Source organism: Lelliottia jeotgali (genome assembly GCF_016771845.1).
Taxonomy (GTDB): domain Bacteria; phylum Pseudomonadota; class Gammaproteobacteria; order Enterobacterales; family Enterobacteriaceae; genus Enterobacter; species Enterobacter jeotgali.
This window is the reverse complement of the sequence record NZ_JAENMQ010000017.1, coordinates 1-23,898: the sequence shown is the minus strand read 5'-3', so window position 1 is coordinate 23,898 and position 23,898 is coordinate 1. Positions and strand designations below refer to the sequence as shown.

Annotated in this window: 25 protein-coding genes and 1 pseudogene; 9 read left to right on the top strand and 17 right to left on the bottom strand. The window is 56.2% G+C overall.

What is annotated here, in order from left to right:
- Window positions 1-2 precede the first annotated feature (2 nt).
- The 11 genes from JBO43_RS21585 to JBO43_RS21535 all read right to left on the bottom strand — a co-directional run bounded on the left by JBO43_RS21585 (window position 3) and on the right by JBO43_RS21535 (window position 8,942).
- Window positions 3-1,694, bottom strand: coding sequence for a glycosyltransferase family 2 protein (locus JBO43_RS21585; RefSeq protein ID WP_202675028.1), 1,692 nt, complete (start codon window positions 1,692-1,694; stop codon window positions 3-5).
- Window positions 1,685-2,038 (bottom strand): ApeI family dehydratase, encoded by a 354-nt coding sequence (locus tag JBO43_RS21580; RefSeq protein WP_202675026.1) that lies wholly within the window; start codon window positions 2,036-2,038, stop codon window positions 1,685-1,687. Before JBO43_RS21580 ends, JBO43_RS21585 begins: the two co-directional genes overlap by 10 nt.
- Window positions 2,025-3,386 carry a class I adenylate-forming enzyme family protein gene (locus tag JBO43_RS21575; RefSeq protein ID WP_202675024.1) on the bottom strand — a complete coding sequence of 454 codons (1,362 nt, stop codon included), beginning with the start codon at window positions 3,384-3,386 and terminating at the stop codon, window positions 2,025-2,027. The genes JBO43_RS21580 and JBO43_RS21575 overlap by 14 nt, the downstream gene beginning before the upstream one ends.
- Complete coding sequence (locus JBO43_RS21570) at window positions 3,379-3,966, bottom strand: COG4648 family protein (RefSeq protein ID WP_202675023.1); 588 nt, start codon at window positions 3,964-3,966, stop codon at window positions 3,379-3,381. Before JBO43_RS21570 ends, JBO43_RS21575 begins: the two co-directional genes overlap by 8 nt.
- A gap of 6 nt (window positions 3,967-3,972) precedes the next feature.
- Window positions 3,973-4,224 (bottom strand): acyl carrier protein, encoded by a 252-nt coding sequence (locus tag JBO43_RS21565; RefSeq protein WP_095284416.1) that lies wholly within the window; start codon window positions 4,222-4,224, stop codon window positions 3,973-3,975.
- A gap of 13 nt (window positions 4,225-4,237) precedes the next feature.
- Entirely contained in the window at window positions 4,238-4,495 is a 258-nt protein-coding gene (locus tag JBO43_RS21560) for an ApeE family acyl carrier protein (RefSeq protein ID WP_095283784.1), read from the bottom strand.
- Complete coding sequence (locus JBO43_RS21555) at window positions 4,476-5,291, bottom strand: lysophospholipid acyltransferase family protein (RefSeq protein WP_095283783.1); 816 nt, start codon at window positions 5,289-5,291, stop codon at window positions 4,476-4,478. Before JBO43_RS21555 ends, JBO43_RS21560 begins: the two co-directional genes overlap by 20 nt.
- Window positions 5,288-6,010 (bottom strand): beta-ketoacyl synthase chain length factor, encoded by a 723-nt coding sequence (locus tag JBO43_RS21550; protein ID WP_202675021.1) that lies wholly within the window; start codon window positions 6,008-6,010, stop codon window positions 5,288-5,290. The genes JBO43_RS21555 and JBO43_RS21550 overlap by 4 nt, the downstream gene beginning before the upstream one ends.
- A 64-nt stretch (window positions 6,011-6,074) precedes the next feature.
- The gene (locus JBO43_RS21545; protein ID WP_095283781.1) at window positions 6,075-7,139 is read right to left on the bottom strand and encodes a class I SAM-dependent methyltransferase; all 1,065 of its coding nucleotides are present in this window, start codon (window positions 7,137-7,139) and stop codon (window positions 6,075-6,077) included.
- 68 nt (window positions 7,140-7,207) lie between these two features.
- Window positions 7,208-7,597 (bottom strand): ApeA family protein, encoded by a 390-nt coding sequence (locus JBO43_RS21540; protein ID WP_095283780.1) that lies wholly within the window; start codon window positions 7,595-7,597, stop codon window positions 7,208-7,210.
- 295 nt (window positions 7,598-7,892) lie between these two features.
- Window positions 7,893-8,942: an AI-2E family transporter gene (locus JBO43_RS21535; RefSeq protein WP_095283779.1), complete on the bottom strand. Its 1,050-nt coding sequence runs from the start codon at window positions 8,940-8,942 to the stop codon at window positions 7,893-7,895.
- A 109-nt stretch (window positions 8,943-9,051) separates the two neighbouring features.
- Here JBO43_RS21535 and JBO43_RS21530 point away from each other — a divergent pair.
- A pseudogene (locus tag JBO43_RS21530) lies at window positions 9,052-10,301 on the top strand (MFS transporter).
- A 6-nt stretch (window positions 10,302-10,307) separates the two neighbouring features.
- Here the strand turns inward: JBO43_RS21530 and JBO43_RS21525 are convergent.
- Complete coding sequence (locus JBO43_RS21525; protein ID WP_095283777.1) at window positions 10,308-10,865, bottom strand: DcrB family lipoprotein; 558 nt, start codon at window positions 10,863-10,865, stop codon at window positions 10,308-10,310.
- Window positions 10,866-10,937: 72 nt separating this feature from the next.
- The gene (locus tag JBO43_RS21520; protein ID WP_095283776.1) at window positions 10,938-11,603 is read right to left on the bottom strand and encodes a 7-cyano-7-deazaguanine/7-aminomethyl-7-deazaguanine transporter; all 666 of its coding nucleotides are present in this window, start codon (window positions 11,601-11,603) and stop codon (window positions 10,938-10,940) included.
- A 173-nt stretch (window positions 11,604-11,776) separates the two neighbouring features.
- Here JBO43_RS21520 and tusA point away from each other — a divergent pair, with 173 nt between their 5' ends.
- Entirely contained in the window at window positions 11,777-12,019 is a 243-nt protein-coding gene (gene tusA / locus JBO43_RS21515; RefSeq protein WP_095284415.1) for a sulfurtransferase TusA, read from the top strand.
- 141 nt (window positions 12,020-12,160) lie between these two features.
- Here the strand turns inward: tusA and zntA are convergent, their stop codons facing one another.
- Window positions 12,161-14,341, bottom strand: coding sequence for a Zn(II)/Cd(II)/Pb(II) translocating P-type ATPase ZntA (gene zntA, locus JBO43_RS21510; protein ID WP_202675019.1), 2,181 nt, complete (start codon window positions 14,339-14,341; stop codon window positions 12,161-12,163).
- Window positions 14,342-14,416: 75 nt separating this feature from the next.
- Entirely contained in the window at window positions 14,417-15,043 is a 627-nt protein-coding gene (locus JBO43_RS21505; protein ID WP_095283774.1) for a lysoplasmalogenase, read from the bottom strand.
- A 129-nt stretch (window positions 15,044-15,172) separates the two neighbouring features.
- Here JBO43_RS21505 and JBO43_RS21500 point away from each other — a divergent pair, with 129 nt between their 5' ends.
- Entirely contained in the window at window positions 15,173-15,532 is a 360-nt protein-coding gene (locus JBO43_RS21500) for a DUF2500 domain-containing protein (RefSeq protein ID WP_095283773.1), read from the top strand.
- Between the two features lie 84 nt (window positions 15,533-15,616).
- Here the strand turns inward: JBO43_RS21500 and JBO43_RS21495 are convergent, their stop codons facing one another.
- Both JBO43_RS21495 and rsmD read right to left on the bottom strand, forming a co-directional pair.
- Window positions 15,617-15,898 carry a DUF1145 family protein gene (locus JBO43_RS21495; RefSeq protein WP_095283772.1) on the bottom strand — a complete coding sequence of 94 codons (282 nt, stop codon included), beginning with the start codon at window positions 15,896-15,898 and terminating at the stop codon, window positions 15,617-15,619.
- Window positions 15,882-16,481, bottom strand: coding sequence for a 16S rRNA (guanine(966)-N(2))-methyltransferase (rsmD, locus tag JBO43_RS21490; protein ID WP_202675017.1), 600 nt, complete (start codon window positions 16,479-16,481; stop codon window positions 15,882-15,884). The genes JBO43_RS21495 and rsmD overlap by 17 nt, the downstream gene beginning before the upstream one ends.
- A gap of 127 nt (window positions 16,482-16,608) precedes the next feature.
- Here rsmD and ftsY point away from each other — a divergent pair, with 127 nt between their 5' ends.
- The 6 genes from ftsY (at window position 16,609) to livJ (ending at window position 23,748) form a co-directional block, all read left to right on the top strand.
- On the top strand, window positions 16,609-18,108 hold the full coding sequence (gene ftsY, locus JBO43_RS21485) for a signal recognition particle-docking protein FtsY (RefSeq protein ID WP_202675015.1): 1,500 nt from the start codon (window positions 16,609-16,611) through the stop codon (window positions 18,106-18,108).
- A 2-nt stretch (window positions 18,109-18,110) separates the two neighbouring features.
- A complete protein-coding gene (gene ftsE / locus JBO43_RS21480) occupies window positions 18,111-18,776 on the top strand; it encodes a cell division ATP-binding protein FtsE (RefSeq protein WP_095283769.1) in 666 nt (221 codons plus the stop codon).
- Window positions 18,769-19,824, top strand: coding sequence for a permease-like cell division protein FtsX (ftsX, locus tag JBO43_RS21475; RefSeq protein WP_202675013.1), 1,056 nt, complete (start codon window positions 18,769-18,771; stop codon window positions 19,822-19,824). The genes ftsE and ftsX overlap by 8 nt, the downstream gene beginning before the upstream one ends.
- A 256-nt stretch (window positions 19,825-20,080) precedes the next feature.
- Complete coding sequence (gene rpoH, locus JBO43_RS21470; RefSeq protein WP_015960825.1) at window positions 20,081-20,938, top strand: RNA polymerase sigma factor RpoH; 858 nt, start codon at window positions 20,081-20,083, stop codon at window positions 20,936-20,938.
- 247 nt (window positions 20,939-21,185) lie between these two features.
- Complete coding sequence (locus JBO43_RS21465; protein ID WP_202675011.1) at window positions 21,186-22,451, top strand: 4-aminobutyrate--2-oxoglutarate transaminase; 1,266 nt, start codon at window positions 21,186-21,188, stop codon at window positions 22,449-22,451.
- Window positions 22,452-22,647: 196 nt separating this feature from the next.
- A complete protein-coding gene (gene livJ / locus JBO43_RS21460) occupies window positions 22,648-23,748 on the top strand; it encodes a branched chain amino acid ABC transporter substrate-binding protein LivJ (protein WP_146052596.1) in 1,101 nt (366 codons plus the stop codon).
- The last annotated feature ends 150 nt before the right edge of the window (window positions 23,749-23,898 follow it).

Here is a 23,898-nt window from a genome sequence, read left to right as displayed (position 1 = left end):
CTTTACTCCTTCTCTTTGGCATCCGGCAGATGCCAGAAATCGAAAAAATTAAACCAGTCGAGCGGCGACATCAGCGCGTAGTGCTCGAGGCGTTGGGCATAGCGATCAACGGTTAGCTGGAGCGCCTGCTGGCGCTCACCGCGCGGCAGAAGCAGCGGGTCGGCAAAGGATTCGCAGTGAATATGCAGTTTGTCCTGCTGGCGCAGTGCGAAAATCAGTACTACCGGGCAGCGCAAAATGGAGGCGAGAATAAACGTTCCCTGCGGGAACGGCGCGGGCTGACCCAGAAACTGACTCCAGATAACCCGCCATTCGCCGCCGCGCTGCGGAGTGACGGCGATACGATCGCCGACGATCGCCACCCATTCGCCGCGATCGAGCTTCTCTTTCAGGGCGATAGCGGTATCCGGCCCGATATCGGTAACGGGCATCAGGTTCAACCCGGCCTGTGGGGCCATCTCCTGCATAATCTGCTTAAAGCGCTGGGCGTTATCGCTAAACACCAGCGCGTTGATGGTCTTGCTGCCTTCGATTTGCGCCAGTGCACGGCAGGCTTCTACGTCACCGAGGTGCGAAGCCAGCAGCAGTTTGCCCTGTTGCGAATCAACGTTCAGCGCCTCTTGCGCGCCGGGCGCAAATAACACATCCCGGTTCATCTTTAGTTCACCGCGCCAGCCCGCGACTTTATCCAGCATCGAATAGCCGAAACGCATGAAGTGGAAAAAGCTGTTAAAGCGCGGCGGCAGCGGGCGCTGTTGCGCCTTAAACTCGTCAGCCACCCGTGCCAGCCATTGCTGAGACGCCTGTCGCGCCGGGCGGGCGGTGAGCCAGTACGCACCGATCACCGGCCACAGCAGCAGGCTAAACGCGCGACGTCCGAACAGCTGCCAGACGCGCAGCATCAGGCGCATACCCCACAGCCCTTTCACTTCCTGCTGCTCGGCCCAGTGCTGAGGGCGACGGCGCATCAGAAGCGCTGGAATGCGCGGTAACATGCCGAAGAACAGGCGGGTGTGCATCAGGGAGATGCGCACGTTGTCTTTCAGAGCATCGAAATGCGACAGGCCGTCGTGGGGATAGGTCACCCGCGTCGGCACAAAATAGCTGGTGTGGCCCTGCCAGTAGAGGCGGACCATCACTTCCGTATCAAAATCCATCCGCTTGCCGAGCGTGGCGTGTTCCGCCAGTTTCAGCGTGGGGACAATGGGATAAACGCGAAAGCCGCACATGCTGTCTTTAAGCTGCAGCGACAGGGTTTCGATCCACACCCAGACGTGGGTTATCCAGCGGCCATACAGACGCGAGCGCGGGATCGAATCGTCATAAATCGGCTGGCCGGAAATGAGCGCGTCCGGGTGGCGTTCCGCCAGGGCTAACAGCTGCGGGATATCTTCAATAGCGTGCTGGCCGTCGGCGTCCACCTGCACTGCATGAGTAAACCCCGCGCGGGCGGATTCTTCCAGCCCACGAATGACCGCCGTGCCTTTCCCGGCATTGTCGGCCAGTCGGATCAGCGTCACCTGCGGATGTTCTGCTGCCAGGCGTTCCAGCTCCAGCCGGGTTCTCTCTTCGCTACCGTCATCGACGATCAGGCACGGCAAACCGCACGATTGCAGGCGAGACAGCACGCTCGCCATCATCGCCCCGTGGTTGTAGCAGGGGATCAGCACGCAGGGGCGGAATGTCAGCGACATAACCGAATCTTCCCGCTGCTGGCGGTATGGCGCACATCGCCGTCGTGACGCTGATAGCTAAAGGTGAGGATCTGACGTTCGGCGTTCCAACTTAGCGTCAGGGTCACGGTGGTGTCCGGCAGCAGCGGTGCCTGGAACTTCACGTTCTGAATACTGTGAAAACGATATTCCGGTGCCAGCAGCGTAGTGGCGTAGTGCATCACCCAGTCGAGCTGTGCCACGCCCGGCAGCAGCGGCTGCACGGCAAAATGTCCCTGGAACCAGAACAACGCAGGGTCGAGATGCAGGACAATCTCCAGATCCTGTGGCTGCGGCTGGTGGCGCTCGATTTCATGGATTTTCATGAAATAACTCCTGTAACTGCGCATAGACACGCTTGTTCATACTGTTGACGGGCATCTCATCAATGATCCGCCAGTAGCGCGGTACGGCGACCGGTTCAAGCCACGGCAGCAGGGCACGCCGCCAGGCAAATTCCTGCGCTTTATTGCCGTGCTGGTGCAGACGATGACGTGCGTCGTCATTCAGCACCAACAGCACGCCGATTCCCTGTCGCCCGCCGCGCGTGACGGGCAGGGCCGCGACTTCGCGAATGCCGTCCAGTTCCAGCAGGCGTTGCTCAATTTCGTTCAGCGACACGCGCTTCTCTTCGATTTTAACCACCCGTCCACGGCGTCCGGCGATGCTAAACATCCCGCTGTCGTCGAAGTGCAGAATATCGTCGAGCGGTAATCCGTTCGCCTGGTGAATCAACGGAGAAGTCACATGGCAGATTTCGCCTTCGTGGCGGAAATGCACGCCGGGGAACGGGAGCCACGGAATCGACTCCTCCTGACGATGGCGCCAGGCGAGAATGCCCGTTTCGGTACTGCCGTAAATTTCATCTGGCCAGACGTTCATCCAGCGATGCGTGGCGGTGACTTCATCCCACGGCAGCATACCGCCAGCCGAGAGCAACATGTCCACGGGCGGCGGCGCAAGCTGAGTATCGAGCCGCTTCAGAAACGCCGGGCTGCTGATAAAGGCGTAACGCCGATTGTGCGGCAATGCCGCCAGCTGTTCGGCGTAATAGAGCATCGCGGCGTGCAGCGGTAAACCCAGCGACAGGGGTAAGAAAATGCGGAACGTCAGGCCGTACAAATGTTGCGGCACCACGGAGGCGACAATACTGCATCCCGCCAGACGTTCACCAAAGCGGTTAGCCAGCAGCGTGGCTTCGCAATCGAGGCGGGCGATGGGCTTTATAATCCGTCGCGGTGCACCGGTCGAACCGGAGGTGAACAGCTCGACAAAGGCTGATTCAGCCACCAGCGGCAGCGGCGTGAAGGACTCACACGTACGACGGGCGGAGTTCACCACCATCAGGCGGCCCGGATAGTTCAGCGTTTGGTCACTGAGCACGCCGCTGAACAGCGCCTGTTGTTCTTCAAGTAGCGAGACGCGGCTGTGTCCGGGGATGACAGGCGTTTTTCCCGCATGGAGAGCGGAGAGCAGGGCGACGATAAACAGGTAGCTGTTTTCAAAACACAGCGCCCAGCGCTCGCCTTCCTGTTGGCTGAGCATGTGCGTCAGGGATGAAACATCGTGACGAAGCTGCCCGAGCGTCCAGGTGTGATCGTCAAGCCAGGCAATCGGCGTATCATCCGGGCGCGGCGCATTCAGCCACTCGCCCAGAGGCAGGGGTTTATTCATGGGCTTCACTTTTTTTAATCACCCGTTGGCGCACCAGCCACTCCGTCGCCATCAGCGTTCCCATCAGGATGTAAGCGATCATGCCGTTCCACAGCGTCCAGAGCTGCATGTCACCGTTGATGACGGTAAACAGCGCAATCGAACCATTGACGATGAAAAAGCCGCACCACACGCGCGTCACAGTGCGGGTGTAGCGAACACCTTCCGGGGGCAAATGGGGATCGCGTATTCTTGCCAGCCGTTCGACCAGCGGCATTTTGGTCCACAGAGAGCCGCCAAAAACAGCCAGCATCACCAGATTGACCACCACCGGATAGAGCAGCAGCCACTGGTGCGCTTTCAGCACGTAGCTCGCTGTGCACAGCGCGATACCCGCCAGCGCGACGGTTTGCACGACAAAGCGCATGGGCCCGGCAGCGTGCCGCGCCTGGCGCAGACGAAACACCAGCAGCAGCGCCATCAGCGGCAGCAGCCAGTGCAGGCTGTTATGCGTCAGCCCAAAGCCAATCAGAAATGGCCAGGCGAGCAGCATCAACCCCGTCAGCAGTGGGATCGCCGGAAAAGATCGTCCGCCACGCACGGCGTCTTACTCTTCGCGCAGAAGCTGTTCCACAGCGTCTACCACGTCCTGAACGGTGCGCACCGCTTTGAAGGTTTCAGGTTTGATTTTTTTGCCTGTTTTCTTCTGCAGGTGAACAATCATGTCGACGGCGTCGATACTGTCCAGCTCAAGGTCTTCGTACAGGCGAGCCTCGGGGGAAATATCTTCCGGGTCGATTTCAAACAGTTTGGTCAGGAGTCCGCAGACTTCCTGGTAAATGGCGTTTTGTTCTGTCATAGCAAATTCGTTCTCAGGCGCGTTGGGCATGGATAAATGATGCCAGCGTGGCGACGGAATAGAAGTGCTGACGCATCTCTTCGCTTTCCGCGGATAGCACAACGCCGTACTGGTTTTTCACGGCCAGCCCCAGTTCCAGCGCGTCGATGGAATCGAGGCCCAGACCATCACCGAACAGCGCGGCGTCGGTGTCGATATCGTCGGCGGTAAGTTCGTCCAGATTCAGCGTAGAGATAATAAGATTTTTAATTTCAAGATAAAGCGCTTGCATCATTAATTCCTGACAAAGATTGAAGACCTGAAGTTAAGCGATGCTGCAGATGCCGGTTCAGCTGGCGTGCTGCCAGGGCCGGTTCTTGTTCTGTCGCATCGTAAAAATCGTGAATATTGACCCGCTCGCGGACGTCGACCGTGAAGAACGGTTTGCGTGGGGGGACGTCGTACCAGCGGCTTTTTTTATCGAGCAGATGTTCGCTGCAGTGGATCACCACGACCCGCAGATCGCTGTTGCAGCGCACGGCGATATTGGCCGCACCGCGTTGCAACGTCATGGCTTCCCCGACGCGCGTGCGCGTACCCTCGGGGAAAATCAGTAAGGTGTCGCCCTGGGCAAGCCGTTGCTGGCTGGCCGCTAAGAGGGTGTCGGCTTCGCTGTTGATCAGATAATCCGCCGCGCGAATCACGCCGCTGACGAAGGGATTGCGCAGCAGGGCGCTTTTTACCAGGCAATCCGTTTCGGGCATGACCGAGGCGAGAATAACGTAGTCGATCAGCGTCGGATGATTGGCGATCACCAGGCAGCCGCGTTCACTGCGTAAAGCGTTGAGATTATCAATGCGATAATCCAGCACACCCGTCAGGCGCATCACATTCATGAAGAAACGAAAGCTGGCGGAAATACTGCGCCGCGCCAGGCGGCGGCGTTTGGCGCGATCGCGTTGAACAATCAGCAGCAGATTGAACCAGACCAGCGACAGCAGCAGCCCGCCCACGCCAAACAGCGCGAAGCAAAATCCGGTCATGACCAGACGCCATATCCGATTAATACTGCTGGCTAACGCGTTCATGCGCGGGACCACTGCCACAGCAGGCGTTCACCGGACACCACAAACTGCGGCTCGTCGCGCAGATAATGTTGCAGGAACATCAGGCTTTGCGGCAGTGGCGGTTCTTCGCCGTCGCTGCCAGAACGGGTTTCACAACGCAGTGCGTCCCCGGCTTCGATAACGACAGCCAGCGCGTATGGCCAGGTCGGCATCTGCGAGGGTAAATGGGGGTGGTAAAACGCCGGGAGAGACCCATCGAAATCGACCAGCAGCACGCGGGAATAGCCTGCCTGAAGCAAACACAGGACTTCGCACAGGCCCTGCTGGAAGGTATCCAGCCCAGCGGAAAGGGACGAGGAGACAATCGGCTGACGCGCGGCGATGGTGAGATTTCCGACCGCTGAATTGTGCACTGACATGGCAAAATCGGTCGGCGAAACGGCCTGATCGGTCGCCAGCGCGTGCAGAATGCGGTAGTTGCGTTCTAATTCACCGTGACGGCTGGTGTAAACCACCGCGTCGATAGCGTGTTTTCGCAGCATGACCAGGCCGCAGTCGACGGCCAGTTTGCTGCCAGAGTTGAGGCGACGCGCAGTCATCATCGGTAAATCGGTAAGTTTTGCCAGCGGCGCAGTGGGGTCAATCGCGAGCGAATCGCGTGACCACGCCTGCCATTGTTCGGCATCACTGAGACCCGGCGCTCTGGCCTGCCAGTCGATAATGTTAAGTGCAAATTTCATCTACGCGCGTCCGCGATCTATCGTCATCAAATAACGGCGTTAACCGTCAGATATTTCAAAGCGTTTATTGTTCGTTTTTCTGACAAATCAGTAAGGTATGACCCAAACCAAGATTATCCAGTCGTTGCTCTATGTGGAAACCGGCCTGCTCCAGGTAGTGATAAAACTTCTCGACGCTATAAAAGCGGCTGTTGCCATTCGCCATACAGGTGAAATAGAGCGAGGTCGCATTCAGGCTAAATGAAGCGGCTTCGAATTTCTGGGCATCCCAGAACAGTTCCATAATGCACAACCGCGCGCCTGGCTTCATGACCTGAGCGACTTTACTCAGCATCGTGACAATCTGATCGGGAGAGAAACAGTCGAGGAACTGACTCATCCACCACACATCGGCTTCGCCCGGCAGCGCCGCGTTGCTAAGCATATCGACAGCATGGAACCCAATGCGATGAGATAATCCTGCATTTGCGATATTTTCCTGCGCCAACGCTATTTGCTGCGGGAGGTCGAGGAGTGTAACGGCAACATTTTCATCATACCGGCAACAGCGTAAAGCCCATTTACCTGTATTTCCGCCGACATCGTACAATTTTGTCGGCTTGCTTGCGAATATATATGGCAATGCGGCATCAAAAGCGGCGTCAGAATAGTAATGATCAAATGCGAACCAACTCTCTTTCGCCTGTGCGGGTAATTGCGACAATGCCGGATAAATGGTCGGCCATTCGCCAAATACGGATAATCCCGCAGGCTTTTGTTCTTTAAGCGAATCAGAGAGGTGAAATAATCCTTGATAACAAACGTCCTGAGTAAAATCCATATTTACCCGGGTCATGGTGTCATGCAGAAGAAAATGTCCCACTTTCGCGAGGTAGTACACCCCCTCTTTATGGGTAACGATCCGCCCGCTTAATCCCATATCTAACAGAACGCTCACCGCGTATTCATTCAGGGTGCTGTGCTCGACAATTTCATCAAGATCTGCGCCCCGTTTTCCCTGTTTATCCAGCCAGGCTAAAACGCCTGAGTTACGCAGACAAAGCGCCGTTTGAAACAGCATGGGAGCAAAAGCGATACGCTGCGCTTCAGTGATAGCATCCAGAGCGCTGAGGGAGTCCGTTTCGTACATTAAGGCGTAACCTTTCACTGGTCAGAAGATTCATTATCGGGCCGAGGGTGGCCCGACTTTAATAAAATTTACTGCGCGGCGATCTGGGCGAGATTCAGCTGAATATCGTGGTCTAAATTGTGAACCCAACGGTTGTAATTCTTATGAATCTTCCCGTCGCTGGCTTTCAGGTTAAGGCTGCTTTCGTAATTAATAGAATAGCTTGTCGCTGTATATGGGATGCGAACTTCTGCGCTGTGATCGCGTGCCTGCAGGCGGCCTTTGATCACACCAGGGCTGACTTCCGACATAATCCAGTCACGCTGAAGACCGGCTTTCAGAATCGCTGATTTCACCTGTTCTGCAGAATGACCGGCACTGACAGTAGAATGAACCTGATCAACCGGGGCAGTACGCGCACAGCCTGCCAGCGCGCCCATAATGGCAAAAGCCGCACACCATTTTACAATCTTCTTCATCAACAACTCCGTATCAATAATAGTGATTATGTCCGCGATATTCCCGTAATATAATTCTTAAAGCAAATTCAGGCTATTACGATAAATATCATTTTTGCATTATTTATTTTTGACATTGCCAATTTAACTTTAATTAACTCAACAGCAATGTAGACAACATTTCTGTTATCGGCTTGTTCTAAGAAGTTTTTACTTAAAAATAACAACAGTGCCGATTTTATAAAATCGGCACATAGTCTATAGACCTGAGAAATGACGTAAACCTACCCCGGTTGGTAGGTTTACGCTGAAGGGATTATCCAGGAAGTCGGCTTTTTGGTCGCCCTGGTCCAAGAAGAATCGCCAGTTTTCCACCGCCTTTGGTGGTTTCCATCCATATTTTACACACGCTGGTGAGCGGGACTGAAAGCAGCATTCCGACCGGTCCTAGCAGCCATCCCCATATTAATAATGACAAGAAGACGACCAGCGTCGACATTCCCAGACGATGGCCCATCATGCGCGGTTCGACGATATTTCCCAGCACCATATGCACGACCAAAAATAGTGCGCCCACCAGCATACATTCGTAAAAGCCGTTGAACAGGAACGCCTGGATCATCGGTGGTACGGCAGAGAGAACGGCCCCAATATTAGGGACATAGTTCAGCAGAAACGCCAGCACGCCCCACATTAATGCGAATTGAATGCCTAACAGTTCAAGCCCCAGCCAGACAATCGCCCCGGTCCATAGGCTGAGTAGCGTTTTTAGCGCCAGATAGTGAGAAACCCCCTTCAGCGCGCGGTGCAGACCGGCAATGTGGATCTGCGGATTGTTCAGCGCGAAGCGCAGTTTGTACGGCACGTGGCGCACTTCGAACAGCATGAATACCACCGTCATCACCAGCAGTAAAATACTGGCCATCGCGCCGGAAAGCCCGGTCATCAAAGTGGTGGCGAAGGTCATCACCTTTTCGGAATCCATGCGCTGTAGCATTCGCTCCGGAGAGATATGCAGATTGAGGAACGGCAGCATATGCTGGAGCTCGACAATTTTACGCGTCAGCTCTTTGTTGTACTTCGGCAGCATGGTCGAGAATTCACTCAGTGAAGCGGCCAGCACGCCGAATAGCGCGGTCAGTACGATCAGCATCACGAAAACGACGATGGTGATGGCCACCGGACGGCTCACGCCGCGGCGGATAAACCAAGTCACCAGCGGGTTGAGAACAATGGCAAAAAACACCGCCAGCAGAAGCTGAACGATAATATCTGCCGCAGCATGAATGCCGGCGAGGATTACGACCAGGCAGGCGAGTTTTAATAAAATATGCAGGCCCGTCTTATCGGGCTGGAGGGTCGTCATGCTGATTCCTTTTGTTGTATGCCCGTTAAGTGTAGTGCCTGGGGACCGCTTCGTTTGACGCCGTTAATCTGAAAGTCGCTGCTGCTTTTCGTGGCATGACGTGGTAATAGTGAAACACTGTTGCAAAAAACCAGGTAAATCTTCATGCCCGTACCCGCCGCCGAACCGGCGCTGAGCGGATTGCGCCTCAATCTGCGTATTGTTTCTGTCGTCATGTTTAACTTCGCCAGCTATCTCACCATTGGTCTGCCGCTGGCGGTACTGCCGGGCTACGTCCATGACGTGATGGGGTTTAGCGCCTTTTGGGCGGGGCTGGTGATTAGCCTGCAATATTTCGCCACGCTGATGAGTCGCCCGCAGTCGGGGCGCTATGCGGATCTGTTTGGGCCAAAAAGCATTGTCGTGGTGGGATTATGCGGCTGTTTCCTGAGCGGTCTCAGCTATTTTCTGGCAGCGACCACCAGCGGCTGGCCGCTGTTGAGCCTGGCATTGCTGTGCCTTGGGCGCGTGATTTTGGGTATCGGGCAAAGCCTCGCCGGAACCGGCTCGACGCTATGGGGCGTGGGCGTGGTCGGAAATGCACATATTGGGCGCGTGATTTCGTGGAACGGGATTGTCACCTACGGCGCGATGGCGCTCGGTGCGCCGCTGGGCGTAGTGTGTTACGCGTGGGGCGGTCTGCAAGGTCTGGCGATAACCATTATGGTAGTGGCGCTGATGGCGATTTTACTCGCGCTCCCACGACCGAAAGTGAAAGCCAGCAAAGGCAAGCCGCTGCCGTTTCGCGCGGTGCTGGGGCGCGTCTGGCCCTACGGCATGGCGCTGGCGCTGGCGTCCGCTGGTTTTGGCGTAATCGCCACCTTTATCACCCTGTTTTATGACGCCAAAGGCTGGGACGGCGCGGCGTTCGCTTTGACGCTGTTTAGCTGTGCGTTCGTGGGCGCGCGCCTGCTGTTTCCGAACGGCATCAACCGCCTCGGCGGGTTGAACGTGGCGATGATTTGTTTTGGTGTGGAGATTGTCGGCCTGCTGTTGACTGGAATCGCCAGCGAGCCGTGGGTGGCGAAAATCGGCGTATTCCTCGCGGGCGCAGGCTTCTCGTTGGTCTTCCCGGCGCTGGGCGTGGTGGCGGTGAAAGCGGTGCCGCAGCAAAACCAAGGCTCGGCGCTGGCGACGTATACGGTGTTTATGGATATGTCACTGGGGATTACCGGGCCGCTGGCCGGGCTGCTGATGGCGTATGCGGGCGTGCCGGTGATTTATCTGGCGGCGGCGGGGCTGGTGTCGGTGGCATTGTTGCTCACCTGGCGCTTAAAAAAACGGCCCCCGGCGCAAGCGACGGAGGCCGTTGAATCGTGATGATAATTACTGGATCACGATGGTATTGATAATGTTTTCCGCTGCGGTCTGCGCTTTCTGCTGATCGTCCGCTGGCAGGGTAATTTGCAGGGTCAGCAGTTTGCCGTCGACTTTACCGAGCACCACGGAGGAGTAGGCGGTCTGGCCTTTGGCAGAGATAATGCTGTCCAGCTGTTGCAGGGTGTGGCCTTTCAGTTCGATGGACTTGTTGGTCACTACCTGCAGCTGCGGATCGCGGCTACGCTGTTGATCTTCCAGGCGCTTGGTCAGCACCGCCAGATCTTCGTTAGCGTCGTCACCGACAATCACGATCACTGCTTTCTGCCCGGTGGCATCGGAATAGACGTGCATGTTGTTCGCCTGCGTACCCAGCTTGCCGCTCTGGTCGGTCATATCCGCCGGCAGAGAGAAACTGAGTTTGCCATCCATCAGACTCACCGGCTGACCGGTAGCATTGCTTTCAGCGGAAGCGCCCTGAGCAGGGGTTTTCGTATCGCTGTTATCACAGGCTGCAAGACCCACGACCAGCAGGCCAATCCCGACATATTTAACCAGATTGCGCATTAACATCTTCCTTTCGATAAACGGCCATAACGGCTCATTCATCCATCTTATCACAACTGATAAAGCGAACCTTTAACCGGCCTGCAATGCCGAGATTTCAGATTTATCCGCCAGCCTTTTCATCAGCATATTCAGCAGCACGCCGTACATCGGCAGGAAGAACACAATGCTGATCAGCACTTTGAAGCAGTAATCCACCAGCGCGATTTCCATCCAGTGGGCGGCCATAAAGGCATCCGGGCTGCGCCAGAAAGCGATGAAGAAGAAGGCCAGCGTGTCGCTGACGTTACCGAACAGCGTGGACGCCGTCGGTGCCATCCACCAGCGGTGATTCTGTCTAAGGCGGTTAAACACATGAACGTCGAGGATCTGTCCCAGCGCGTACGCCATAAAGCTGGCGGCAGCGATTCGAGCGACAAACAGATTGAAGTGCGTCAGCGCCTCAAAGCCCTGCCAGCTTCCCATGTAGAACAGGGAAGAGATGACGTACGAGATGAACAGCGCAGGCAGCATCACCGCAAAGATAATGCGTCGGGCCAGCGGCGCGCCAAAGATACGCACGGTTAAATCGGTCGCGAGGAAGATAAACGGGAAGCTGAATGCGCCCCAGGTGGTGTGGAAACCAAAAATAGAGATCGGCAGCTGCACCAGATAGTTACTGGAAGTGATCACCAGTAGATGGAATAGCGATAGCCAGAACAACGCTTTTACGCGCTGCGATTGAGAGAACTGCGTCATATTGTGACCTTTTTGATGGATATTTGGGGTGAGGGAACCCAATAAAAACGGTCGCATCATACTGCGTTCAACGTTCTTTGCAATGGCTAATTTTCGCGCAATCGTTAACCTGGTTTGCTTTGGGCAAAACGCGGCGTAAACTACAGCCGTTTTTTGATGTGAATGAGACGATGATGACCGACCTGTTTGCCAGCCCAGACCATACCCTTGATGCGCAGGGCCTCCGCTGCCCGGAGCCGGTGATGATGGTGCGCAAAACCGTGCGCACGATGCAAAGTGGTGAGACGCTGCTGATCATTGCTGACGATCCTGCCACCACCCGCGATATCCCGGGTTTTTGTACCTTTATGGAACATGAGCTGGTGGCTCAAGCCACGGAATCCCTTCCGTATCGGTATCTGGTGCGCAAAGGGTAGTTGCTTTTCGCCGGGTAGACCCGGCTTACAACATCATCGCTTTTTGCCCGGCGGCGCTTCGCTTGCACGGGCCTACGAAATCATCGCTTCGTTATTTGCACAAATTCGTAGGCCGGGTAAGGCGAAGCCGCCACCCGGCGTTTATGACCTCCGACGCAACAACCGCAGCGCGTTCGCGGTCACCAGCACCGTCGCACCCGTATCCGCCAGCACCGCCAGCCACAGGCCCGTTATGCCTAATAGCGTGGTGACCAGGAAAATCCCCTTCAGCCCCAGCGCAATCGTGATGTTCTGACGAATATTGGCCCGCGTCGCACGTGCCAGCGAAATCATCTGCGCCAGACCGGTCAGGCGGTTATGCGTCAGCGCCGCATCGGCGGTTTCGAGCGCCACGTCGGTGCCGCTACCCATCGCAATCCCAATCGTGGCGGCTTTCATCGCCGGGGCGTCGTTAATCCCGTCGCCGACCATCGCCAGCGGCGTCTGAGCATTGAGCGCAGTGACTGCCTGCACTTTGTCTGCCGGTAATAATCCCGCTCTGAATTCCAGATCTAACTCTTTGGCGATGGCCGCCGCCGCGCGTGGGTTATCTCCGGTCAGAATCACACCCTGAATCCCCAACCGATGCAGCGCCGCAACCGCCTCTTTGGCGTCGTCGCGCAAAGTATCGCGCAGAGCCAATACGCCTTTTGCCACACCGTTGACGACGATGATGACCACCGTTTGCCCGGCCTGTTCCCGCTCGCGGATTTGCGGGCTGAACTCGTCAGCCGGGAATTTATCAGCGGCGCAAATCAGCACCTTGCTGCCCTCAACGATGGCTTCGATACCCGATCCCATCAGCGCCCGCTGCGCGCTGGCGGCGGGAATGGTCAGCCCACGCGACTGCGCTTCACGCACAATTGCCTGCGCCAACGGGTGAGTGGAACCCTGCTCGACGGCGGCGGCCAGCGCCAGCAATGCGTCATCGGCGGGATACATCCCCGTCACCTGCGGTTTGCCGACCGTCAGCGTGCCGGTCTTATCGAACGCAATCTGCTGAATCTGGCTTAATTGCTCCAGCGCCGCACCGCCTTTAATCAACGCCCCCTGTCGTGCGGCTGCCGCAAGGCCAGACGTAATGGCCGCAGGCGTAGAAATCACCAGTGCGCATGGACAACCGATTAACAGCAGCGTCAGCCCCTTGTAGATCCACGCCTCCCACGGCGCGCTGAACAACAGCGGCGGAACAATGGCCACCAGCAGGGCAATCAGCATAATGACCGGCGTGTAGATGCGGCTGAAGCGGTCGATAAAACGCTCGACGGGCGCGCGGCGCTCTTCGGCTTCTTCAATCAGCCTCAGGATGCGGTCAATGGCGCTGTCGCCGGGTTCGGAAAGCACCGTGAGCTGCACCAGACGATCCACGCTGGTCGCGCCTGCCGGGACTTTCTCGCCGGTTTCGCGCTCAACGGGGATCGACTCACCGGTGAGGGCGCTTTCATCGAAGCTGGCCATCGCGGTGAGAAGCGTCCCGTCTGCAGGCAAACGCCCGCCGGCGGCCACTTCCATCACATCGCCCGGACGCAGCGCCGTGATAGCGACTGTCTGGCGCTCGCCATTCACCACCACCGTCGCCGTCTCCGGTTTCAGCGCCATCAACGCGCTAACGCCTTTACGTGCACGACTTGCCGCCCAACCTTCAAGCCGTTCACCGATGAGGAAAAGCAGCAGAACCATCGCTGCTTCTGCCGTCGCGCCGATAAACAGCGCGCCGATAGCCGCGACGCTCATCAGGGTTTCAATCGCGAACCAGCTGCCGCTTTTCATCAGGCGCAGCGACTGACGCGCAATCGGGAACAGGCCAACCAGGGTGGTGGCGATGAACGCCAGATTACCGAACGGATGGTTAAACTGCTCCAGCATCCAGCTGAGCGCCATCATGATAATCAGGGTGATGAGCGGCAGGTTTTCCCGCAGGGGAGAGGTTTTTTCGGCAGGTTGTTGCTCGTTGCGCAGGGAGTAACCGGCTTTGGTGACCGCCGCCTCAACCTGTTTGCTGACATCCGTATCGGCGCTGACCAGCAGCTTTTCGGTGGCGAACAGGACCTGAACGTGGCTGACGCCCGGCACCTGTTTTACCGCGTTCTCGACTTTGCGGGCGCAGGCGGCGCAGTCCATCCCGTTGACTACCCAGGTGTAGCGCTCGCCGGTTTCAGGCAGCGCAGATGCCGTTTGGGTTTCACATCCGCTGTCGCAGCAGCAGTCGTCTTTAGCGGGAACAGGGCTGAGTTTCAGTGCCGAGAATTGCGGCACTTTTTTCGGTGTTTCTGGAGTCGACATGGCACTCTCCGGTAATGATAATTTTCTCATTAACCGCAGCATACACTCTGGAGTCGACTCCAGAGTCAAGCACTATTAAATATACAGCGAACGCACAATCAGGAAATGCCCGGCGAAGTAGCAGGCGGCGGCAATCGCATTATCCGCACGGAAGCGACGGCGGTAGTGACTCCCGAGCCAGACGATGTTGCCAATTAACAACAGCGCAGCACCGAAGAACGCCGACATGGCAGGTGATGTTGGGCGGAAGAACCACAGTTCACCCGCCAGCCAGACCATCACCAGCGTCATGGCGATAAAGGTACAGACCGGCCAGCGCATCTCTTCCAGGCGTGTCCAGATGACGGCCACCAACAGCGCTCCAATGACCAGCAGCACCAGCGGCAGCGGCCAGAACAGGGAGAGTGTCATCTGACTGGCGAAGTAAATGGTATAGAGCAGATGCGAGAGGAAAAATGCCCCAATGGCGTAGAGCAGACGCTGGCGCGGCAGCAGCGTGAGCGCGTCACCAATCAACGAGGCGCAAAGGCCCGCGAGCACCAGATAGCTGACGGCGTTAAACATCGGTGCCTGCCAGGCGAGCAACAGCAGGAGCAGCAGTGTGACCGGTTTAAACAACCAGCGCTGCCACGTAGGCCCGCGATACGACGCATCGACATAAAGCCATGCGGAAAAACAGACAGCGATAAATGACCAAAGCATATTAACTCCCTGTATCTGTTATTTTTGAAGAAAGATTCTCTGATTCAGTGTAGTGACGCGGGCAGGCGTTTGGCAATGCCGGATCGGACGCGGTATCCTGATTTCCGCATAATCTGATGGGATTCAACAATGAGCAAAATGCCGCTTTTCTTCGTGGTTGTCGTGGCGATTATCGTCATCGCCGCCTCATTTCGTTTTGTGCAGCAGCGTCGTGAAAAGGCTGATAATGACGCCGCGCCGATGCTGCAAAAGCAGGTGGTGGTGAGCAATAAGCGCGAAAAACCCCTCAACGAGCGCCGTTCACGCCAGCAGCAGGTGACGCCCGCGGGCGCGTTGATGCGCTATGAAGCGAGCTTTAAGCCACAAAGCGGCGGGCTGGAGATGACGTTTCGCCTCGATGAGAAGCAGTATCATCAGTTGACGGTGGGGGAACGCGGGACGTTGAGTTACAAGGGATCGCGGTTTGAAGGGTTTGTTGCGGAGCCGTGATTTGCCGGGCGGCGCTTCGCTTGCATTGGCTTACAGGTTTCGTAGGCCCGGTAAGCGCAGCGCCACCGGGCAAAAAAACGCACCTTATTTCTTCGCCTGCGCCTTAAATTTGTTCATCCACACCAGCAGCTCAAACACGCCAAAAATAAACACCCGCAGCTGCTGCCAGCCGGTCATCGGCGGCCCGTTTTTCGGCATACCGTTTTTCAGCATCACCATCTGCAACGCATGCATAAAGGCGGTGAAAATCAGCGCCACGTTAACGAAAATATTCATTGGGCGTGGGAACGGATGGACCAGGTTGAGGATCAGAAACGCCCAGACGCCCAGCATCAGCAAACGGCCAAAATTAATCAGTACTGGCATCAGGTTCTCCTTGTACTTCACGGTGATATAAACGATAAGCCACCTGGCCTGCGACCTGTTCGCGGTGCAGATCCCAATGAACGGGCACCGGCGGCAGGCCATTTTCCACTTCACTTTCAACGTAGATCAGCGCGTCATCCGCCAGCCAGCCGTTGTTTTCCAGCAGCGTGAGCGTCTCTTCCAGCAGCCCTTTACGGAACGGTGGGTCGATAAACACCACGTCGTGCGGTGTGCCTTGTTGCGCGAGAAACGCCAGCGCGTTGGTGTTCACCACTTTGGCGTTGGTCGCTTTCAGTGTGGCCAGATTTTGCTGTAACTGCTTGGAAACGCTGCGATCCATCTCCAGCAACGTGGCGCTGGCGGCGTAACGTGACAGGGCTTCCAGGCCCAGTGCGCCGCTGCCAGCGAAGCAATCCAGACAGCGAGCGTCAACCATCGACGGTGCCAGCCAGTTAAACAACGTCTCTCGGACGCGATCGGTGGTCGGGCGCAGGCCAGGGCTGTCGGGGACGGGCAGTTTGCGGCCTCGCCACTGGCCGCCGATAATACGAATTTGTCCGGCCGGGCGGTTCGTTTTCTTCATTTCAGGAAAGCTCTGCTAACAATTGGCCTGCGATTCCAGGCGGTGATGTTAATTAGGTAAAGTGTTAGACTATTTCATCATTTTTATAGCTTCCATGTATATAGCACCGCGAGGAGTGTCGTCGCAGATGGCAAAACAAAAAAAACGTGGCTTCTTTTCCTGGCTGGGCTTCGGCGAAAAAGAGCAAGACACAGAACAAAAAATCGAAGAGCAGCAGGCAGTTGAAGAACAGTCGCAGCCTGAAACCCCTGTCGAAACCGCCGCGGTAATCGAAGCGGAAGAGCACGCGCACAGCAAAGAAGAGACCGAAGCCTTTGCTGAAGAAGTGGTCGACGTCACCGAACAGATTCAGGAAAGCGAAAAACCAGAGCCGGTTGTGGTTCATCAGGCGGTCGAAGAGATTGTTGAGCCTGTGGTCGAAGAAGCGCCGCAGGCGGTGATTGAGCACGAAGAACTTCCGCTGCCGGAAGAGGTAAAAGCGGAAGAGATCGCGCCAGAAGAGTGGCAGGCGGAAGCGGAAACCGTCGAAATCGTGGAAGCCGTTGAAGAAGAAGCGCAAAACGAGCCAGAAATCACTGACGAAGAACTTGAAGCCCAGGCGCTGGCTGCCGTTGCCGCAGAAGAAGCGGTGATTGTCGTTCCGGTCGAAGAGCGGGAAGAAGAAGCACCGGCAGAAGAGATCGTTCAGGAGCAGGAAAAACCGACCAAAGAAGGTTTCTTCGCGCGTCTGAAACGCAGCCTGTTCAGAACCAAAGAAAACCTCGGTTCCGGATTTATCAGTCTGTTCCGCGGCAAAAAAATCGACGATGATCTGTTTGAAGAGCTGGAAGAACAGCTTCTGATTGCGGACGTTGGCGTGGAAACCACGCGTAAAATCATCGCTAAACTGACCGAAACCGCCAGCCGTAAACAGCTGCGCGATGCCGAGGCGTTGTACGGTCTGCTGAAAGATGAGATGGGCGAAATTCTCGCAAAAGTTGACGAACCGCTTAATATTGAAGGCAAAACGCCCTTTGTTATTCTGATGGTCGGCGTCAACGGCGTGGGTAAAACCACTACCATCGGTAAACTGGCGCGTCAGTTCGAGCAGCAGGGCAAAACCGTGATGCTGGCGGCAGGCGATACCTTCCGTGCCGCCGCCGTTGAGCAGCTGCAGGTCTGGGGCCAGCGCAACAACATTCCGGTGATTGCCCAGCACACCGGCGCGGATTCCGCGTCCGTGATCTTTGATGCCATTCAGGCGGCGAAGGCGCGAAATGTCGATGTGCTGATTGCTGATACCGCAGGGCGTCTGCAGAATAAATCGCACCTGATGGAAGAGCTGAAGAAAATCGTTCGCGTCATGAAGAAGCTGGACGAAGACGCGCCGCATGAGATCATGCTGACCATCGATGCCAGCACCGGACAGAACGCCATCAGCCAGGCGAAACTGTTTGATGAAGCGGTCGGGCTGACCGGGATTACGCTGACCAAACTGGACGGCACCGCCAAGGGTGGGGTGATCTTCTCCGTGGCGGATCAGTTCGGCATCCCAATCCGCTATATCGGTGTCGGCGAACGTATCGAGGATTTGCGTCCGTTTAAATCGGACGACTTTATTGAGGCACTATTTGCCCGAGAGGACTAACAATGATTCGCTTTGAACACGTCAGCAAGGCCTATCTCGGTGGGAGACAAGCGCTGCAGGGAGTCACATTCCACCTGCAGCCGGGCGAGATGGCATTTCTGACCGGCCACTCCGGCGCGGGGAAAAGTACCCTGCTCAAGCTTATCTGTGGGATCGAGCGGCCAAGCGCCGGGAACATCTTTTTTGGCGGCCACGATATCAGCCGTCTAAAAAACCGTGAGGTGCCGTTTCTGCGTCGCCAGATCGGTATGATTTTCCAGGATCACCACCTGCTGATGGATCGCACCGTCTTTGATAACGTAGCAATCCCGCTGATCATTGCAGGTGCTAGCTATGATGATATCCGCCGTCGCGTGTCGGCGGCGCTCGACAAAGTCGGCCTGCTGGACAAAGCGAAGAACTTCCCGATTCAGCTTTCCGGTGGTGAACAGCAGCGCGTGGGCATCGCTCGCGCGGTGGTGAATAAACCCGCCGTTCTGCTGGCGGATGAACCGACCGGTAACCTGGACGATGCGCTGTCTGAAGGCATTCTGCGTCTGTTTGAGGAATTTAACCGCGTGGGAGTCACAGTCCTGATGGCGACGCACGATATCGGGCTGATTTCCCGTCGTTCGTACCGCATGTTGACCCTGAGCGACGGTCATTTGCACGGAGGCCACGTTGAATAAGCGCGACGCAATTAACCAGATTCGGCAGTTCGGCAATCGATTCGACCGTTTCCGCAAGCCTCAGGGCGGCGGAGACGGCAACCGTAACGCGCCAAAACGCGCCAAAGCGGCACCGAAACCGAACTCCCGTAAGACCAATGTCTTTAACGAACAGGTGCGCTACGCCTTCCACGGCGCGGTGCAGGATCTGAAAAGCAAACCACTGGCGACGTTCCTGACGGTGATGGTGATCGCCATCTCCCTGACGCTGCCAAGTGTCTGCTATATGGTCTACAAAAACGTCAACCAGGCGGCTTCGCAATACTATCCGTCACCGCAGATTACGGTGTATCTGGATAAAGCGCTGGACGATAACGCCGCCGCGCAGGTGGTGGGACAGCTTCAGTCGGAGCAGGGTGTCGAGAAGGTGAACTACCTGTCGCGCGACGAAGCGCTGGGCGAGTTCCGCAACTGGTCAGGTTTCGGTGGCGCGCTGGATATGCTCGAAGAGAACCCGCTGCCCGCCGTGGCGGTGGTGATCCCGAAGCTGGATTTCCAGGGGACTGATTCACTCAACACCCTGCGCGATCGCATCACCCGCATCAATGGGATTGATGAAGTGCGGATGGACGACAGCTGGTTTGCTCGTCTCGCCTCCCTGACCGGGCTGGTGGGGCGCGTGGCGGCGATGATCGGCGTGCTGATGGTGGCGGCGGTGTTCCTCGTCATCGGTAACAGCGTGCGTCTGAGTATCTTCTCCCGTCGCGATAGCATTAACGTGCAGAAACTGATTGGTGCGACGGATGGATTCATCCTGCGCCCGTTCCTGTACGGCGGCGCACTGCTCGGTTTTTCCGGCGCATTTCTTTCACTGATTTTGTCAGAAATTTTGGTGATGCGGCTCTCGTCTGCCGTCACTGAAGTGGCGCAGGTTTTCGGAACCAAGTTTGATATCAGTGGGTTAGGATTCGATGAGTGCCTGCTGCTACTGCTGGTGTGTTCGATGATCGGGTGGGTAGCCGCCTGGCTGGCGACCGTACAACATTTACGTCACTTTACCCCGCAATAAAAAATCTCTGGTATAATCTTTCCCTGCACTGAGTACTTCACTCTGCAGGGAAAGAGTCCCTGTTGACTCTCCCCCGCAATCGCTTATCGCTGTCACAATTTGTGCGTAATTTATTCACAGCGTTACATGGAACTTGTGGATAAAATCACGGTCTGATAAAAATGTGAATGTTAGTCTCACTGCTCAAATGCTTTGGCATGCTTGTTGCCTGATGGGGACAAACCACCGCCAGAAGACACTATATTGAGAGGAATGAATGACCAAAGAAATGCAAACTTTAGCTTTAGCCCCTGTTGGTAACCTGGAATCTTATATCCGGGCTGCGAACACCTGGCCGATGTTGACGGCTGAGGAAGAAAAGGAGCTTGCTGAAAAGCTGCATTACCAGGGCGATCTGGAAGCAGCTAAGACGCTGATCCTGTCTCACCTGCGCTTTGTTGTTCACGTTGCTCGTAATTACTCGGGCTACGGCCTGCCGCAAGCGGATTTGATTCAGGAAGGCAACATCGGTCTGATGAAGGCTGTACGTCGCTTCAACCCGGAAGTGGGTGTGCGCCTGGTCTCCTTCGCCGTGCACTGGATTAAAGCTGAAATTCACGAATACGTCCTGCGTAACTGGCGTATTGTGAAAGTCGCGACGACTAAAGCGCAGCGCAAACTGTTCTTCAACCTGCGTAAAGCCAAGCAGCGTCTGGGCTGGTTCAACCAGGAAGAAGTGGAAATGGTCGCGCGTGAGCTGGGCGTTTCCAGTAAAGACGTGCGTGAGATGGAATCCCGTATGGCCGCCCAGGACATGACATTCGATATGTCTTCTGACGACGATGCGCAGGATAGCCAGCCGATGGCACCGGTTCTGTATCTGCAGGATAAAACCTCTAACTTTGCCGATGGCATCGAAGAGGATAACTGGGAAGATCAGGCTGCGAACAAACTCACCCACGCGATGGAAGGTCTCGACGAGCGTAGCCAGGCGATTATCCGCGCCCGCTGGCTGGACGAAGACAACAAGTCCACGCTGCAGGAACTGGCCGACCGCTACGGCGTCTCCGCTGAGCGTGTGCGTCAGCTTGAAAAGAACGCCATGAAAAAACTTCGCGCCGCTATCGAAGCGTAATTCCCGCGAAGTACCCCGATAACCCCTGGATGAAAATCTGGGGGTTTTGTTTTTTATAGACCCTATGAAGTTGTAGGCCGGATAAGGCTCCGCCGCCATCCGGCAAAGACCGGATACAGATGCTCGATGGCGCTTCGCTTATCGGGCCTACGGTGAGGACTTTTTTCATCACCCGCTCTGGCGAATTCTTCCCCCCTGGCAAACACTTACAGATGCGCTACGCATGCGAATCTTTCAGGGGGACAGGGTGAAAAATAACGAGTTAAATGAACGGCGTGTGCAGGCCACGCCGCGCGGCATCGGGGTGATGTGCGGTTTTTACGCCGATAAAGCGGAAAACGCCACGCTGTGGGATGTCGAGGGCAACGAGGTGATCGACTTCGCGGCCGGGATTGCGGTGCTCAACACCGGTCATCGCCATCCCAAAGTGATCGCCGCCATCGAAAAACAGCTCCAGTCGTTTACCCACACGGCGTACCAGATTGTGCCGTACGAAGGCTACATCGCCCTCGCGGAGCGTATTAACGCCCGCGTGCCGATTGAGGGGCCCGCCAAAACGGCCTTCTTCTCGACGGGCGCAGAAGCCGTCGAAAACGCGGTCAAAATCGCCCGCGCTTACACCAAACGCCCAGGTCTCATCACCTTCGGTGGCGCTTTCCACGGGCGCACCTTTATGACGATGGCGCTGACCGGCAAAGTGGCACCGTACAAACTCGGCTTCGGTCCATTCCCCGGCTCGGTCTATCACGCCCAGTATCCCAATACGTTACACGGCGTGAGTTCTCAGGACGCGCTGAAAAGCCTCGAACGTATCTTTAAAGCCGATATCGCCCCGGACCAGGTGGCGGCGATCATCCTTGAGCCGGTTCAGGGCGAAGGCGGATTTAACGTCGCACCGCCTGATTTTATGCAAGGCCTGCGTGCGCTGTGCGATACCCACGGTATCTTGCTTATCGCTGATGAAGTACAGACCGGTTTTGCCCGTACCGGCAAGCTATTCTCGATGGAACACCACTGCGTTAAACCCGATCTGATCACTATGGCGAAAAGCCTGGCGGGCGGGATGCCGCTGTCGGCGGTGTCTGGACGTGCTGAAGTCATGGATGCCCCTGCACCTGGCGGGCTCGGTGGCACCTACGCCGGTAACCCATTGGCGATTGCGGCGGCGCTGGCGGTGCTGGAAGTGATCGACGAAGAAGATCTCTGCACCCGCGCATCGCATCTGGGCCATCATTTGGTGGAAGTATTGAGCAAAGCCCAGGCCGCCTGCCCGTTTATCGCTGATATCCGTGCGCAAGGCTCAATGGTCGCAGTGGAATTCAACGATCCCGAAACCGGACAACCCTCAGCAGAATTTACCCGACTGGTGCAGGAACGCGCGCTCGAAGATGGGCTGTTGCTGCTCAGCTGTGGCGTCTACGGCAACGTGATCCGTTTCCTCTATCCGCTCACCATCCCCGAAGCGCAGTTCCGTAAAGCGCTGGATATCATCTCTGCGGCGCTGACTCGATAAAGCCAAAGCCCGGTCGCAAATGTGTGCCGGGCTAGCATATATACATTTCAAATTAGCTATTCCAAAATCATAAAAATGGGGTATGTTTTAGCAGAGTGTGCTGAAAATGCGCGGGCAGCAGACCTATAATTGAAATAAAGCGCTACACAACAACATCACAACAATCGTTATAACCATAATAATGGGGAATCTCAGGATGAATATGAAGGGTAAAGCGTTACTGGCAGGATGTATCGCGTTGGCATTCAGCACTATGGCTCAGGCAGATATTAAAGTGGCTGTTGTCGGTGCGATGTCCGGCCCGGTAGCGCAATACGGCGACCAGGAATTTACCGGTGCAGAACAAGCGGTTGCAGACATTAATGCCAAGGGCGGGATCAAAGGCGAAAAACTGCAGATCGTAAAATATGATGATGCCTGTGACCCGAAACAAGCGGTCGCGGTGGCGAACAAAGTGGTGAACGACGGGATCAAATACGTTATCGGTCACCTGTGCTCCTCTTCCACCCAGCCAGCGTCTGATATCTATGAAGACGAAGGCATTCTGATGATCACCCCGGCGGCGACGGCGCCAGAGCTGACCGCACGCGGTTATAAACTGATTCTGCGCACCACCGGTCTGGACTCTGATCAGGGCCCAACTGCCGCGAAATACATTCTTGAGAAGGTGAAACCGCAGCGCATCGCGATTGTTCACGACAAACAGCAGTACGGCGAAGGCCTGGCGCGCTCCGTGCAGGACAGCCTGAAAAAAGCCAATGCCAAAGTGGTGTTCTTCGACGGGATCACCGCCGGTGAGAAAGACTTCTCTACCCTGGTGGCGCGTCTGAAGAAAGAGAACATCGACTTCGTGTACTACGGCGGTTATCACCCGGAAATGGGTCAGATCCTGCGCCAGGCGCGCGCAGCCGGTCTGAAAACCCAGTTCATGGGTCCAGAGGGCGTGGCGAACGTTTCTCTGTCTAACATCGCGGGCGAATCCGCTGAAGGGATGCTGGTCACTAAGCCGAAGAACTACGATCAGGTTCCGGCGAACAAACCGATTGTGGACGCGATCAAAGCCAAGAAACAAGATCCTAGCGGCGCGTTCGTGTGGACCACCTACGCCGCGCTGCAATCTCTGCAGGCGGGCCTTAATCAGTCAGCCGATCCGGCTGAAATCGCGACCTGGCTGAAAGCCAACTCCGTGGAAACCGTAATGGGGCCCCTGTCCTGGGATGAGAAGGGCGATCTGAAGGGCTTTGAGTTCGGTGTCTTCACCTGGCATGCGGATGGTTCTGCGACCGACGCGAAATAATATCAATAACCCTCTCCCTCTATGGGTGTGCGGTCCGGGGACATCATGAACACTTGTTCGGGGACATGGTAGACACTTACAACTAAGGCATACGAACCCGTTTTTGGAGTCGCTTATGCCCTGGGATGCGAGAGATACCATGTCATTACG